The sequence below is a fragment of the Butyrivibrio sp. NATIVEDY162 genome, assembly GCF_045999815.1.
Classification (GTDB): Bacteria; Bacillota; Clostridia; order Lachnospirales; family Lachnospiraceae; genus Butyrivibrio.
Genome location: NZ_CP172573.1, coordinates 3,113,394 through 3,126,818, shown reverse-complemented (window position 1 = coordinate 3,126,818; position 13,425 = coordinate 3,113,394). Strand labels below are relative to the sequence as shown.

18 protein-coding genes and 1 pseudogene are annotated in these 13,425 nt (G+C 40.6%); 3 read left to right on the top strand and 16 right to left on the bottom strand.

All coding sequences use genetic code 11. The features are described 5' to 3' along the window. Window positions 1-72: 72 nt before the first annotated feature. From ACHCNF_RS13655 to ACHCNF_RS13630, 6 genes and pseudogenes are all read right to left on the bottom strand, one after another. On the bottom strand, window positions 73-1,848 hold the full coding sequence (locus ACHCNF_RS13655) for a methyl-accepting chemotaxis protein (RefSeq protein WP_408070300.1): 1,776 nt from the start codon (window positions 1,846-1,848) through the stop codon (window positions 73-75). A 164-nt stretch (window positions 1,849-2,012) separates the two neighbouring features. Next, window positions 2,013-2,147 (bottom strand): hypothetical protein, encoded by a 135-nt coding sequence (locus ACHCNF_RS13650; RefSeq protein ID WP_408070299.1) that lies wholly within the window; start codon window positions 2,145-2,147, stop codon window positions 2,013-2,015. A gap of 38 nt (window positions 2,148-2,185) precedes the next feature. Further along, window positions 2,186-2,257: pseudogene (locus tag ACHCNF_RS13645) on the bottom strand (type I phosphomannose isomerase catalytic subunit); the annotation flags it as partial. 33 nt (window positions 2,258-2,290) lie between these two features. Beyond that, complete coding sequence (locus ACHCNF_RS13640; protein ID WP_408070298.1) at window positions 2,291-2,497, bottom strand: type I phosphomannose isomerase catalytic subunit; 207 nt, start codon at window positions 2,495-2,497, stop codon at window positions 2,291-2,293. Window positions 2,498-2,889: 392 nt separating this feature from the next. Further along, the gene (locus ACHCNF_RS13635) at window positions 2,890-3,057 is read right to left on the bottom strand and encodes a hypothetical protein (protein WP_015550812.1); all 168 of its coding nucleotides are present in this window, start codon (window positions 3,055-3,057) and stop codon (window positions 2,890-2,892) included. A gap of 65 nt (window positions 3,058-3,122) precedes the next feature. Beyond that, window positions 3,123-4,007, bottom strand: a complete 885-nt coding sequence (locus ACHCNF_RS13630; protein WP_022780006.1) for a LysR family transcriptional regulator — start codon at window positions 4,005-4,007, stop codon at window positions 3,123-3,125. A 127-nt stretch (window positions 4,008-4,134) separates the two neighbouring features. Here ACHCNF_RS13630 and ACHCNF_RS13625 point away from each other — a divergent pair, with 127 nt between their 5' ends. Beyond that, on the top strand, window positions 4,135-5,172 hold the full coding sequence (locus ACHCNF_RS13625) for a YeiH family protein (RefSeq protein ID WP_026515575.1): 1,038 nt from the start codon (window positions 4,135-4,137) through the stop codon (window positions 5,170-5,172). A 27-nt stretch (window positions 5,173-5,199) separates the two neighbouring features. Here the strand turns inward: ACHCNF_RS13625 and ACHCNF_RS13620 are convergent, their stop codons facing one another. The 8 genes from ACHCNF_RS13620 to ACHCNF_RS13585 form a co-directional block, all read right to left on the bottom strand. Beyond that, entirely contained in the window at window positions 5,200-5,502 is a 303-nt protein-coding gene (locus ACHCNF_RS13620; RefSeq protein WP_026515576.1) for an ArsR/SmtB family transcription factor, read from the bottom strand. Between the two features lie 133 nt (window positions 5,503-5,635). After that, window positions 5,636-6,352 carry a YjjG family noncanonical pyrimidine nucleotidase gene (locus ACHCNF_RS13615; protein WP_408070297.1) on the bottom strand — a complete coding sequence of 239 codons (717 nt, stop codon included), beginning with the start codon at window positions 6,350-6,352 and terminating at the stop codon, window positions 5,636-5,638. 146 nt (window positions 6,353-6,498) lie between these two features. Continuing rightward, the gene (locus tag ACHCNF_RS13610; RefSeq protein WP_248405456.1) at window positions 6,499-6,945 is read right to left on the bottom strand and encodes a GNAT family N-acetyltransferase; all 447 of its coding nucleotides are present in this window, start codon (window positions 6,943-6,945) and stop codon (window positions 6,499-6,501) included. 54 nt (window positions 6,946-6,999) lie between these two features. Beyond that, complete coding sequence (locus tag ACHCNF_RS13605) at window positions 7,000-7,479, bottom strand: GNAT family N-acetyltransferase (protein ID WP_090163844.1); 480 nt, start codon at window positions 7,477-7,479, stop codon at window positions 7,000-7,002. 170 nt (window positions 7,480-7,649) lie between these two features. Continuing rightward, on the bottom strand, window positions 7,650-8,660 hold the full coding sequence (locus ACHCNF_RS13600) for a plasmid recombination protein (protein WP_408070296.1): 1,011 nt from the start codon (window positions 8,658-8,660) through the stop codon (window positions 7,650-7,652). A 272-nt stretch (window positions 8,661-8,932) separates the two neighbouring features. Continuing rightward, a complete protein-coding gene (locus ACHCNF_RS13595) occupies window positions 8,933-9,166 on the bottom strand; it encodes a hypothetical protein (protein ID WP_015550817.1) in 234 nt (77 codons plus the stop codon). Window positions 9,167-9,273: 107 nt separating this feature from the next. Continuing rightward, window positions 9,274-10,248 (bottom strand): AAA family ATPase, encoded by a 975-nt coding sequence (locus ACHCNF_RS13590; protein ID WP_408070295.1) that lies wholly within the window; start codon window positions 10,246-10,248, stop codon window positions 9,274-9,276. Between the two features lie 129 nt (window positions 10,249-10,377). Beyond that, complete coding sequence (locus tag ACHCNF_RS13585; protein WP_013280038.1) at window positions 10,378-10,614, bottom strand: hypothetical protein; 237 nt, start codon at window positions 10,612-10,614, stop codon at window positions 10,378-10,380. A gap of 165 nt (window positions 10,615-10,779) precedes the next feature. Between ACHCNF_RS13585 and ACHCNF_RS13580 the strand changes: the two genes are divergently transcribed. Both ACHCNF_RS13580 and ACHCNF_RS13575 read left to right on the top strand, forming a co-directional pair. Then, entirely contained in the window at window positions 10,780-11,304 is a 525-nt protein-coding gene (locus ACHCNF_RS13580; RefSeq protein ID WP_408070294.1) for a helix-turn-helix domain-containing protein, read from the top strand. 54 nt (window positions 11,305-11,358) lie between these two features. Next, complete coding sequence (locus tag ACHCNF_RS13575) at window positions 11,359-12,411, top strand: tyrosine-type recombinase/integrase (RefSeq protein WP_408070293.1); 1,053 nt, start codon at window positions 11,359-11,361, stop codon at window positions 12,409-12,411. 156 nt (window positions 12,412-12,567) lie between these two features. Here ACHCNF_RS13575 and rpsI read toward each other — a convergent pair whose 3' ends face one another. Next, complete coding sequence (gene rpsI / locus ACHCNF_RS13570) at window positions 12,568-12,966, bottom strand: 30S ribosomal protein S9 (RefSeq protein ID WP_408070292.1); 399 nt, start codon at window positions 12,964-12,966, stop codon at window positions 12,568-12,570. A 20-nt stretch (window positions 12,967-12,986) separates the two neighbouring features. Then, window positions 12,987-13,415, bottom strand: a complete 429-nt coding sequence (rplM, locus tag ACHCNF_RS13565) for a 50S ribosomal protein L13 (protein ID WP_026657257.1) — start codon at window positions 13,413-13,415, stop codon at window positions 12,987-12,989. Between the last annotated feature and the right edge of the window lie 10 nt (window positions 13,416-13,425).

Genomic DNA, 13,425 nt, shown 5'->3' with positions numbered 1-13,425 from the left:
CAAAAAGGGGCTGTGAAAAAATGAGAAATCATTTCTTCACAGCCCCTTTTATTAAAAAACTATTAAATAGTATTATACGTTTATAAACTTCTTTGTACTGTCGCTAAGTTTGTTCGTAACCTGATTGTTATTATCCATGGCCTCTCCGATTTCTTGAATTTCTCCCACAATCTCCGTAGAGTTGGAAGCTGAAAGGCTGATGGCCTGTGTGGACTCTTCAACGGAATCGGTGATTGTAAGAATTGAGTCTGCCATGCTGTGCATTGTGTTATCAAGAGAGTCTGCCTTCTCAGTAAAGCCTTCAAGAATTTCATTCATTATCTCTGCTGTACTCTCGTATTTCTCTCCTGTCTCAACAAAGGCTTCATAATCGGCAATAACAGTATTGTTGATAAAATCTACAACCTCGATGGCATTATTCGAAAGCTCCTGAACAGCCTTTGTCACATTCTCACTTATAGTCTGAATATTTCCGGCTGTCTGTCTGCTGTTATCGGCAAGTGCACTGATCTCCTGCGCAACTACCGCAAAGCCCTTGCCGGCTTCACCTGCTCTTGCAGCCTCAATGCTGGCGTTAAGTGCAAGAAGGTTTGTCTGGGAAGCTATATCGAGGATAACCTTGGTAAGTTCTCCGATCTGATTAACCTGCTCACTTTCCTTTACTGACTCATCAAGGGTCTTGCTGAGCGCCTCAACTCTGGCACCTGTATTCTCCTTCTTCTGCATAGCCTCATTCTTAATGGTATCAGCTTCCTTCTGGATCTCGCCTGCACGCTCTTTTCCTGAAGCAACCTCATCATTGATGCTCTCCACCGCATCTCTTACATCATTGAGCTGCTCCTTAATGTGAGAAGTTGTAGTTGACACATTGTCCATGCTGGCTGAAAGCTCCTCAAGCGCCGCTGATGTGTTGGTGATGTTGTCGTTAGCCAAAGCGATCTGTGAGGTCATCTTGTCTGCGGAATCTGTAAGAATGAGTGTTCCGCTCTTAACATCTTTCATTACGCCCTGCAGGGTTTCAATAAAATCATTTATGCCGTCTCTTATAAATACAAGCTCATTTCCGGTCTTAACATTTACTCTTGCTGTAAGGTCACCCTTTCCGGCGTTGATATCATTTATAATTTCCTGAACAGAGTCGGAAATCTTAACAATAACTTTGGTGATAAGAACAAATGAAACATAGAGGTTCAAAAGAAGGCACACGATAAACACAACCATTCCTGTTACATTCATGACAGTTATTTTACTTCTTGTCTGTGCCATATAATTTACAACATTACCCTTAAGTGCATCCACCGATGCATCAAGGGTTGTCATGCCTGCTTTGACACCTTCCATGTTAGTCATATAATCTCCGGTAAGTATCTCCGAGGCAACACGTCCATCGCCGGTTGTCATCATGATATTGAACACTTCATCAACGTTCGCAATAAGAGCCTTTGCCGAAGCATCAAGCTGTGTCGTTGCGTTTGGATTGCCATATATAGTAAACTCATCGCCGATTTCTTTTACAAGAGTGGTCACTTCGCTCTCGTAGGATTTAAGCTCGCTTCCGATTCTCTCTTTATCAGCATCAGTGTAATATGACCATAGCCCCAGTGCGCTCTGGATCGTTCCGTCAATCCTGGCCATATCTTCCTTAACTGTTCCCTCTTTATGAACCAGCTCGGTTACTCCGGCAATTATACCCTGAGCACTGTCAGACATGGATGATATTCCATCGTTAACAATGTAGCTTACTATGTTAAATACCAGCAACATCAGAATATTAAAGAACAAAATCTGAACCGGAATAGATTTGAAAAAACTGACCTTATTCTTCTTGTTTTCAGTTGTCCTTGACATAGCGACACTCCTTTCAATATAATAAATATCCACCTATATACATTATACAGATAAATAATGCATTGTCTTACGTTTAATATTTTTTTAATAAAATTAAATAAAAAATGCATAAAAACACAAAAAACAGGCAGCCTTACCAGCTACCTGTACAATCTTTGCTTTATTCACGGAACCCAGGTGATAAGGGCCTCGGCATCTCCGTCTATTGTAAATTCTCCGCTTCCCGCAGTCATAAACAGCGACTCTCCTTTTTTAGCTCTGATGCATTCTCCCTGACATATAACATCTGCACATACCACATCTCTGTCTTACCGTGCTGGCCTTCGTTGGCCTTGGCATATACTTCATCGGGATGTACCTGGATTGAAAGAGGCTTCCTTGCATCTATGAGCTTTATCAGAATAGGGAAGTCTTCTTTATCCCTGCAATCACTGCCAAGACACTATTTTCCAAGAATATCTATAAGCTCATTAAGCGTCCTGCCCTTATACTCTCCGTCAGCCACTACAGATTTCCCATCCTTATGGCACGATAAAAGCCAAGCCTCAGCTAATACATCGCCATCGTATTCTATTCCAAAATCATCCACCAGCTTGTGGCCACCCCAAAGGTAATCCTCACAGGCGGGCTTTAGCTTATAAATACCCATTAACTGCCCTTTCCTTTCACGTAGATAGTTATTCTATTACAGGTGCGTTGTAAAAACAAATCACACAAAAAAGACCCGATACATTGTACCGAGTCTTTTGAAATCTGCAATAGCAGATCGATTATCTCTTTGAGAACTTTTTCAATGTCCTAAGTGCTGTGTTTGTGGCATTTCTAGGACGAGTTGCTGTTTACCTGCTGCGTACGGTAGAAAGCTCAGGGCTACTGTATGCGGCTGGTGGCAACTTTAATAACCACGATCAAAAATAATACTCTGATTTTACTTTCTGCTCATTAAATCTTTATCTGTTGTAAGATTATCTTCCGATATATCTTTCTTAGCGGAGCACACGGGACTTAAACCAAAGGTTCACAATGTACCCACAGCTCTAATTAATCCGTTATTTCTCCTCCAGCCTCTCTAAGATCAAACAATGAAACGATCTTAAACTCTTTCTTTTCAGTATCCACATCCCTAAACCAGATGCTTCCACTATTGATACATGCGCCCTGCCAGTTCGCCCATAGATCTGATATGTCCCATGATGCAAGTGCGGTCATCTCTTCCTCATTAAATGCTTTTTTAAGAATAGGTATGCTTATCGTTATTCATTTTACTAAAATGTTTATGCCACCGGTAGGATTTCCTCACATATTGCACGGATCTCTTCACTGAAAACAGTATCTTTTGGCCAGATGAAGGTAAAATCATGTTTTACCCTAAAGTCGTCAAGGGGGATTGTTTTCAGATATCCGGACTGCAGTCCGGATGCAACCGCTGCTTTATATAAAAAGGTGATGCCACAGTCTTTTTCAATAAGGCTTATTATGGCATGCATGTTCTCCACCTGGATAAAATTCCTAAAATCACTTGTAGAGTAATTGTTCAAGGCAAGAGCTCTTTCTAATATATTGCGCGTTCCTGAACCGGGTTCTCTTATAAGAATTCGCTCGGGAAAGAGATCTTTTATCACGCGCGGTTTCTGAGTGAAAGAGTGCTTTGCCGAACAGACAGAAACAAACTCTTCTTTGCTAAAAAGCAGCGTTTCATAATCATTTTCAGGAAAATATCCTTCTACAAGTGCAAAATCTATAACCCCCTCGGAGAGTTTTTTAAGAAGCTCCGATGTGTTGCCAAATGTAATCTTAAGATTAGTATCCGGGTGATTTTTTATGTAATCACTGATCGGATCAGCAATTATGTATTCTCCTATGGTCATGGTGACACCAAAAGAGATGTCTTTTAAGCCATGGTTATTCTGTGAAAGTATTTCTTTGAGACTTTCATCATCATTTTTTATCTGATTCATTTTTTTATACAGGAGTTTTCCGTTGTCAGTTAGAAAAAGTTTTTTTCCATCCTGAGTAAACAGCTTTGTCCCGTATTCATTTTCAAGATGATGTATGTGTTGAGAAACAGCGGGCTGAGTAATATTCAGCTCCTTAGCCGCCTTGGTGAAATTGAGGTGTCTGCAAACGCAGAGGAAAGTATCTATTCTGAAATCCAGCATAATCAGTCCTCCCTAACGATAAGAAATGTTTATGGATATATAATAATATATAATTTTATCTTTTTCAAAAGACAGAATATAATAAGACCTACGAAAGAACAGATTAAAAAGAGAGAGAGGTCTTGAGATGGATTTTTTGAAAAAGAATTACATGGGAGTAATAGTATGCTTCACTATTGCAGTTCCTTCATGGCTCCTGGGAAAGCGCTTCCCTGTCGTTGGCGGAGCGGTGATTGCAATCATTCTGGGCATGATAATAGCCCTGTTCTGGAATGACAAGGGGAAGGCGGCTGATGGAATAAAGTTCACATCAAAGATAATTCTGCAGGAGGCTGTTGTCCTCCTTGGATTTGGTATGAATCTTTCGGTCGTTCTTCAGACCGGGAAACAGTCACTTCCTATAATTATCTGCACGATTTCAACATCGCTTATCCTATCATGGATTCTTCATAAGGTTATGAATATCAAAGGAAACACAGCTACTCTTATCGGAGTTGGCTCATCAATATGCGGCGGCTCAGCAATAGCAGCTACGGCTCCTGTCATTGATGCGGATGATGATGAAGTGGCACAGGCAATTTCTGTGATATTTTTCTTTAACGTGCTGGCAGCACTTCTTTTTCCTTCGCTGGGAAAGCTTATAGGTTTTGATATCACAACAGGAGAGACTTTCGGTATTTTTGCGGGAACTGCAGTTAATGATACTTCTTCCGTCACCGCAGCTGCATCAACCTGGGATAGTATGTGGAACCTGGGGAATCAGACTCTTGATAAGGCAGTTACGGTCAAGCTTACAAGAACACTGGCTATCATACCTATTACACTGGTACTTGCGTATCTGAGGGCAAGGGAAGCAAAAAAGGATGGAAGTTCGACAAATGGCTTTAGCTTTAGAAGAGCATTTCCGATGTTCATAGTCTTCTTTGTGATTGCTTCAATTATCACAACTATTTGCTTGAGAGCAGGTGTCCCTTCTTATGTTTTTAAGCCACTTAAGGAACTTAGCAAGTTCTTTATAATAATGGCCATGGCTGCTATTGGCTTGAACAGTAACATAATCAAACTAATTAAATCAGGTGGGAAGCCGATTTTGCTTGGCGGCTGTTGCTGGATCGGAATAACAGTTGTCTGCCTTTTGATGCAGCATGTAATGGGAATATGGTAAAGACCTGAGTCTGAATAAAGTTCCACATTACGGTTCTCCCTTACAGCACTTGCCGGTGGTTTCATTACAGAGAGTTTTTATAAAACCACAGAATTCCTTCATGATGTCCGTGTTTATTGAATAGTAGTGCCACTTACCTTCTTTCCTGTCTTTAACCAAGCCCGAATCCACAAGTATCTTCATGTGATGAGAGAGAGTCGGCTGTGTAATATCAAACTTTTCAAGAAGCTTACATCCGCATTTCTCCTGATCAGAAAGCATCTTAACTATTTCCATTCTGTTGGGATCTCCAAGAGCCTTACATATCAGCACTTCGTCTAATTTGGTCATAATCTTCTCCTTATATAGATGTTTATCTATGTGTTGATAAAGCATATACATAGATATTCGTCAATGTATTATTTCAAAAAGGAGACAGAGCTTTTAAAACTCTGTCTCCTCCGTGGCAATTTATCTTCGGATATTATTTTCCAACCCACTTCAAAAGCACTTCGTAAAGCTCATCGAAAGAGGAGGCACAATAATTGATATTGTAAGCTTTCTGCGCTTCTTCGATATCACCGTAGGGCATGAACCACACAGATGCCAACGAAGCATTCTTAGCGCCCTGCATATCAGAAGAAAGTGAGTCACCTATCACGATACATGTCCTCTTCGGCTCATTCACGCCTTCAAGCACCATATCAAAAAACTTTTTGTCTGGCTTTGTTACGCCCATCCATTCACTGACATAAACCTTCTCGAGATACATATCGAGACCTGTTGACTTTATCCTTCCCTCGGCATTGATAGTCGCGCCGTTAGATATGATATAGCACCTGGAATCTTGGATGGTATCTTTAAGCTTGCTCATGAACTCAAGCGCACCCTCAATAAGCACGCCGTTCTGCGACATCGTATAGATGAATTCGTTATTTACAGTAAGCGGATCTAGCTCGGAATGGCCTCCCTCACAGAACTCAAATAGGTCTGTAAACCTTCTTATAAACAACTCGGTCCTTGTGATGGTTCCCTTCTCAAGCTCAAGCCAGAGAGCCTTATTGTACGCTTTAAAATGGTCATAGCATTCTTCTGTGAACTTCAGCCCGCATTCTGTAATTACTATCTCTAGCGCTTTTCGCTCAGAAGCATGGAAGTCGAGCAGCGTCATATCAAGGTCGAACAAGAAATTATGATGCATATAGATGGTGATACTCCTTTTGAATATTTTTACCGCAATATAAAGATGGAGCATACGGAACTCGAACCAGGGATTCCCTTAGCACCAATGGACATATTATCTTTCGAGTTAAAGTATGATCATCTCGAGAAACCCGAATTTTTCATTCATATAGCAATTCGAAAAAGTTGGTTAGCGGGACCCTGTATAGGTTCAAAATCAGCAATTTTCTCAAAGCCATATTTTTCGTACAAACCATGGTGCTCGCTCTTAAGATACACTTCTTTAAATCCAATTTCTTTAGCATAGTCAAGGGCGAACCTTATCATTAATTCTGAAATACGCTTCCCCCGATAATGTTCGTCGACAAAAACTAAGTTTATAAACGGACTAAAGTCATATTCCGGTGGCATCATTGTCCCTTTTTCTTCAAATACACAAAAGCCAACCACATTTTCTTCGTCAGTGGTAATAATAACCCTTGCCCAATCAGCAAAACTGTTTAACCGCATCCTTTCCGCTAAATGTGTCCCCGCAATCCAGGAGCATTTTTCTGAAAATGCAATCGTCTTCTCCCACAAATATTCCCCTTTTTTTATAGATTGAGCTTTCATCTAATCGTCTCCTCAAATACCGGTTTTCGTTCTATATTATCCCGCAAGATATTCCTACAGCTCATGGTAGTAAGGGCAGATATTTTCATAATGTCCGTCCTTCATTCTGAATCCCCCTGGTATAGTACCAAGCTGTTTAAATCCAAGTCGTTCATACAGATGCCTTGCGTGAACATTACTCTCTACGACAGCATTGAACTGAAGCACTCGAAATCCCAACTCTTTTCCCTTCTTCAGGCAATCCGTCACAAGCTGTTCTCCGATATGCTTTCCTCTTGCATCTCTTGATACGGCATAGCTGGCGTTGCAGATATGTCCGCATCTTCCGACATTGTTGGGATGAAGGATATAAAGACCGAAAATCTTCCCATTCTCCTCCGCAACACCTGTATGACTCTGGGAAGCAAAGAACTCCGCACCACCATCCAAATCAAGCATCTCTTCCTGCGGAAAAGCGATGCCATCCTCAACAACCTCATTCCATATTCTTATAATCTCAGGCAAGTCCTGACTTTTGTACTCTCTAACAATCATTTTCCTTTATCTCCATCGTGCGATAAACTGAAAGTTAATCTATTCAGAAATACTTAAATTTTTTCTTTGTAGCAACTGTTTATAATTATACCTATATCTACCATCCTGTTCAATATTATGTGCATAAAACAAGGGCGTTTTCACGCCCCTGCTTACTGCTATCAAAGTATTCATCTCTCCGGTCTTAGTTTATTCCTATTCAGATTTGGACCTTGCTGCTCCTTCCTTTGATCAACTATCGCCTGGCTTTCTCTTAACTTTTGTAAAATGCTTGTTTTTGCCTTTTCAGCTATCTCAGGCTTCTTGGTCTTGTCCCACCACTCCTTGAATGTTTTGAAGGCTTTTGAGACTATTTTACCCAGTGTAGTCTTGGGATTTTCAAGTGTTGCGTATCTCATGAATTCCTTCTTCATTTCCGAATTCACTACTGAGTCCACATATTGGTCGACTTTGCTTTCTATATCCTGCTTCATTTCTTTAGCTGTATCATCCAAAGCTTCGATCTGTGTCTCTTTCTCCTGGCACTTATCTTCCAGCTTTTCATATTCTTGCTGCTTTAGCCTTAAGTAGAATTCCTTTGAGAAGTCACTATTCCTTCCTTTTTCCTTTGGTTTTAAGGTTTCATCTCCAAAGATCTCCGGGTGGTCTTTCATCTGATGCTCTACAAAATCGTGCATTAGATCTTGTATTTTTTCTAGTCTCTCCTGATCAAACACTTTTGTTTTTGCCACCTGTTTGCTTAGTCCTCGTTTGTATCCTGTTGCTACCGGAACTCCTACTACGTGCATATGAGGTGAATCCTCATCCAAGTGTGTTACCGCCGATGCGATTTTGAATTCCGGAACTATCTCTTTTACATATTCAAGCTGTTCTCTCATGAGTGGCTTCATTGCATTCCACTGCTCTCTCGTCTTATCTGCCCAGAATTCCTTATCCCCTACTTGGAGAATTACCTCCGTAGCCACATCATTCTTTTTACTTTCGGATACATACTCCAGATAGTCATGAATCTGTCTGTCACTTCTTTTACCTTTGTTGTATTCCGCAAGTGCCTCAGAGAATTCCCTTTCATAAATCTCTTTTACATCATCGAGAATATTTACTTCACTCCCGACTTCCACTTCGATCATTTCTTCGTTATACTCTTCGCTTTGAAATAATCGAAGATTGTGTTTACTCACCGAAACCACATCTCGCGTTTTAGTGAGCGAATGCTTTTTACATGAAATGTGAAATGTCACTGTTATCATAAACTAAATCCTTTCGTATTTTTTGCCGCCGGCAGGCCCCTCGGAGAGCCCCCGGATAATGATGTGTAATGTCATTATCCATAGGGGGTTACCCATAACGACACGTTATGGGGAAGCTCGCTCCGCTCGCCTGCCAAACCATTCATTCCTTGGCTGATTATTACCGGAGCGTGTCACGCTCCCGTTCAATCCATCAAGGGAAATCACCATCTAAAATCCCTGTGCATTCCCACCATATCGAGGTAGTCCTGACGAGCTTTTTCCTTCTCCTCTTCTGTGGGTGCTGTCTTGAACTTTGAATAGATTTCATGCCTCACTAGTTTTTCCATCTTGTCTTCAAGTTCTTTTTTGATCAGATCAGTATCTTCATCAAACTCAAAGACCAGTAATCGTACCAGCCTTATAAATAATTCCTGTGATATCTGTACGTTTTTCATTCGTCCCTTTCTTCTAGTCCGCAACAATGCAGTGTCTTTATCTTTTTACAACCTTGCAATCTTAAGAGTGTAACTTCAGATACCTTACATTGTTGCGGTCTTGATTATCATTCGTTCTCTTTCAATATCCAGTACCAGGTATTGTTGATTCTCCTGGCTTTTATCCCAAGTTCATTTTTGGCTATCTCCAGAGTCCTTTTTGATATATCCTCTTCTTTAGCCAGTTCTACTGCCTCGTTACTTGGGATCATATTATGGTCTTCAGCCAATTCTCTCAGAAGAGCGATCGCCTTTTCCTGCTTATTCGCTTTCGGTGCAATTCCTCCAAGAACTTCGTCTGCGGTTATTTCATAATCTCCAATCCACTCGAATCCCTTTTCTGATAATCTGAAGGCCTTTGAATGTCCAAATGCTGCTAAGTTGTTCTTTATTTGGACTATTGCTCTTAGTTCCGGTTCACCTTCTATCCTTCCTACCAGCAGGACACTTCTTGCTACTGCGTAGAAGTCAATTGATCCCATCCCTCGATAAGCTGCCTTGTTTCCGGAAGCTTTGTTCATGTGTCCGATTAGGATGATTGCACATTTGTACTTCTCCGCCAGAGCTCCCAGCTTCTTAGTCATATCTCTTGCTTCGTTAGCTCTATTCATATCCATTCCGCCTCCAAGATATGCCTGTAGTGGATCCAGAATCAAGAGTTTTGCTCCAGTCCTTATGATTGCCTGTTCAACTCTCTCATCTACCATTGATAGCGATTTATCACTCTCATCTATCACATGGATTTTGGAGCAGTCAGCCCCGGCACCTTCAAGTCTTGGCTTTACCGTATCAGCCAGTCCGTCTTCTGCTGTCTGATATATGATGTTTATTGGTTCCTCACTCTGCAGACCCGTATCTAACGAAATTCCTTTTGATAACTTCGCTGCTGCATTTAGTACAAAAGTTGTTTTTCCATCTCCGGGATCTCCCTGAATGATGGTAAGCTTTCCATATGGTATAAACGGATACCATAGCCAGGAAACTTCTTCAGCTTCTACATCTGACATCTGGATAAGCTTTAATTCTGTTTTGCTTGTTTCCATTTAGATTCCTCCAATCTTACTTTTTTGTTGAACTTGGCCGGAACCCTTGCTATACTTTATTTAATCGAATTTACAAAAGCTCCGGCTTTTCATTTACTCTCTTGTTACCAGCAAGAGAGTTTTTTCTTTTTAGACCGCTTCTGGACTAAAGTATCCAATCTCTTCCCACACCTTTCTGTCTGGACAATAGTAGTTGTATTCACTGGAATTTTCTTTCTTCATGGCATATCCAAATTTGAATATTCCCTGTTGGATTCCAATTCTTACAAACTGTGCATCCTTGTGCATTGCCTCGGCAACCTCAGTTATAGGAACATTTCTACCGGTAAATCTTGGTAGTTCTACATATAACTTTTTGTCTTCCATACTTTTTTTCACCTCCTCCCGTCTAAAATACGAATTATCAGTTCGTATTTTGATAATACGTCATAATAATTCATTTGTCAATATATAATGTGTATTTATAATTCGTATTACGTTCTTGCAATTCGTATTACCACATGTTACAATTCACACAAGGAGGTCAGTACAATGAATAATGGATCTGATATAGGAAATAGAATTAAAGAAGCCAGAAAAGCTCAGCACCTCAGTCAGACTGAACTGGCTAACAGACTAGGTAAAACCATGCGTACAGTACAGAAATATGAAAGCGGTGAAATAGAGCCTTCAATAGGTGTACTGAATGAGATCGCAAATATTCTTAATATCTCTCCTGCTGAACTTATTGGATATCAGAAGAAGAACATCACTTTAGATACTCTCTCAGATGTCCTCTATGTTCTTAACGAACTAAATAAAAAAGCAGGGATTAACTTCAATATAGACGTAAATCGTCCACCCAAAACCGAAGAATGGAGCTGCAGTCTTAAATTCATGGGAAACGATGAAGCAGCAGAAAACAACTCAGATCTCTGCCTCTTTCTGGAAAGATATGCAGATGAGCGAGAGAGCCTTGAACAAGGCTTTTCAAATGAAGATAGATTTAATCACTGGTTCGAAACAGAGCTAGCATACTACGCGAATGTGGCATTGCCCAATAAAAAAGGTGATTAAGGGATTATCCCCTTTTTCATAAATTACCTGAGCATCAAAGGAGGTCGATATTATTTGAAATTACCAAACGGATATGGAAGTGTTATGAAAATGTCCGGGAAACGCAGAAAGCCCTATATGGTAAGAGTAACCACCGGATGGACCATTGATCCGGAAAAAGGTACCAAAAAGCAGACGTACAATGTCATAGGATATGCTGAAACCAAGCAGGAAGGCTTGCAAATGCTATCAGATTATCATCAGAATCCATTTGATACAAAAGCAGCCAAAATGACATTCACAGACGTATATAATGCCTGGTCTGAAGCAAAGTATCCTGCCATCTCTAAATCCAACGTACATGGGTATACAGCCTCATATAACGTATGTGGCACCCTTTATAACAAAACCTTTAGAGATATAAAACTGGCAGAGCTTCAGAATGTCATTGATACCTGCGGAAAGAATTATCCAACACTCCGTAAGATCAAAGTCCTTTTCAACCAGCTTTACGATTATGCCCTTAAGAACGATATCTGTAACAAAGACTATTCCGAATTTGTAGATATTCTCAAATACAAGGACAAGAATCCAAATAAGGTTGATAGAGAGATCTTTTCAAAAGCTGAAATTGACAGGCTCTGGGAACTCAAGGACGATCCGTTCTACCAGACAGTACTGATGCTGATTTACAACGGCTGTAGAATATCTGAACTACTGGATTTAGAAAAGAAAAACATTCATCTTGATGAACAGTACTTCGATGTGGTAGAAAGCAAAACAGAAAATGGTATCAGAAAGGTTCCTATAGCAGACAAGGTTCTCCCATTCTACAAGGCTTGGTATGAATCCTCTGATTGCGAATACCTTCTACACACCGATGAAAACAAAAAATTCACCTACAGAAATTATAAAGACAGCTACTGGACACCACTAATTGAAAATCTTGGGATGGAGCACACTCCTCATGATACAAGACACACCTGCATATCAATGCTGGCGGAAGCTCATGTGGATCCTACAATGATCAAGAAAATCGTAGGACACTCCGGAGCAATGTCTCTGACAGAGAAAGTGTACACACACCTTGATATCCAGTCTCTGGTAGAAGCAATTAACAAAATCTAAGGCTTGAGAATTTTGCTGTCTACCTGCTGTTTACTCGCTGTTTACGGTACAAAATTTTCTGCGTTTCACCACAACTGAATACAATTATAGATAAAAGAAAAACCCCAGAAACACTGAGTTTCTGAGGTTTGTAAATTCTTTTTGAATCTCGAAAGATTATCTCTTTGAGAACTGAGGAGCGCGACGAGCCTTTTTGAGACCGTACTTCTTTCTTTCCTTCATTCTAGGATCACGTGTAAGGAATCCAGCCTTCTTAAGTGCAGGTCTGTACTCATCTGAGTCAGCCTGAAGAAGGGCTCTTGAGATACCATGACGGATTGCACCAGCCTGACCTGATGTGCCGCCACCGCGAACTGTTACGTTAACATCAAACTTATCAAGTGTATCTGTCAGTACAAGAGGCTGACGAACAATAACTTTAAGAGTCTCGAGACCAAGATACTCGTCGATGCTTCTCTTGTTGATAGTGATATTGCCCTTACCGGGTGTAAGATAAACTCTGGCGATAGACTTCTTTCTTCTACCTGTGCCATAGAAACTTGCTGCTTTAGCCATTTTCAAATTCTCCTTTCAGATTAGAATGTAAGTACTTCAGGCTTCTGAGCTGCATGCTCGTGCTCAGGACCTGCGTATACATGAAGCTTTGTGTACATCTGTCTTCCAAGAGAACCCTTAGGAAGCATTCCCTTAACAGCATGCTCGATAACACGCTCAGGGTGTGACTCCATCATCTGACGAAGTGTGAACTCCTTGTGGTGTCCAACGTAATCTGTGTGGTGCCAGTACATTTTCTGGTCCATCTTCTTACCTGTAACCTTAATCTTATCAGCATTGATAACGATTACATAATCACCTGTATCAATGTTGGGTGTATAAATCGGCTTATTCTTTCCTCTAAGTACGTTAGCTACGTTAGAAGCAAGACGACCGAGTGTCATATCTGTTGCGTCTACAACATACCATTTCTTCTCAACAGAAGAAGCATTAGGCATATATGTGTTCATTCTAATTACC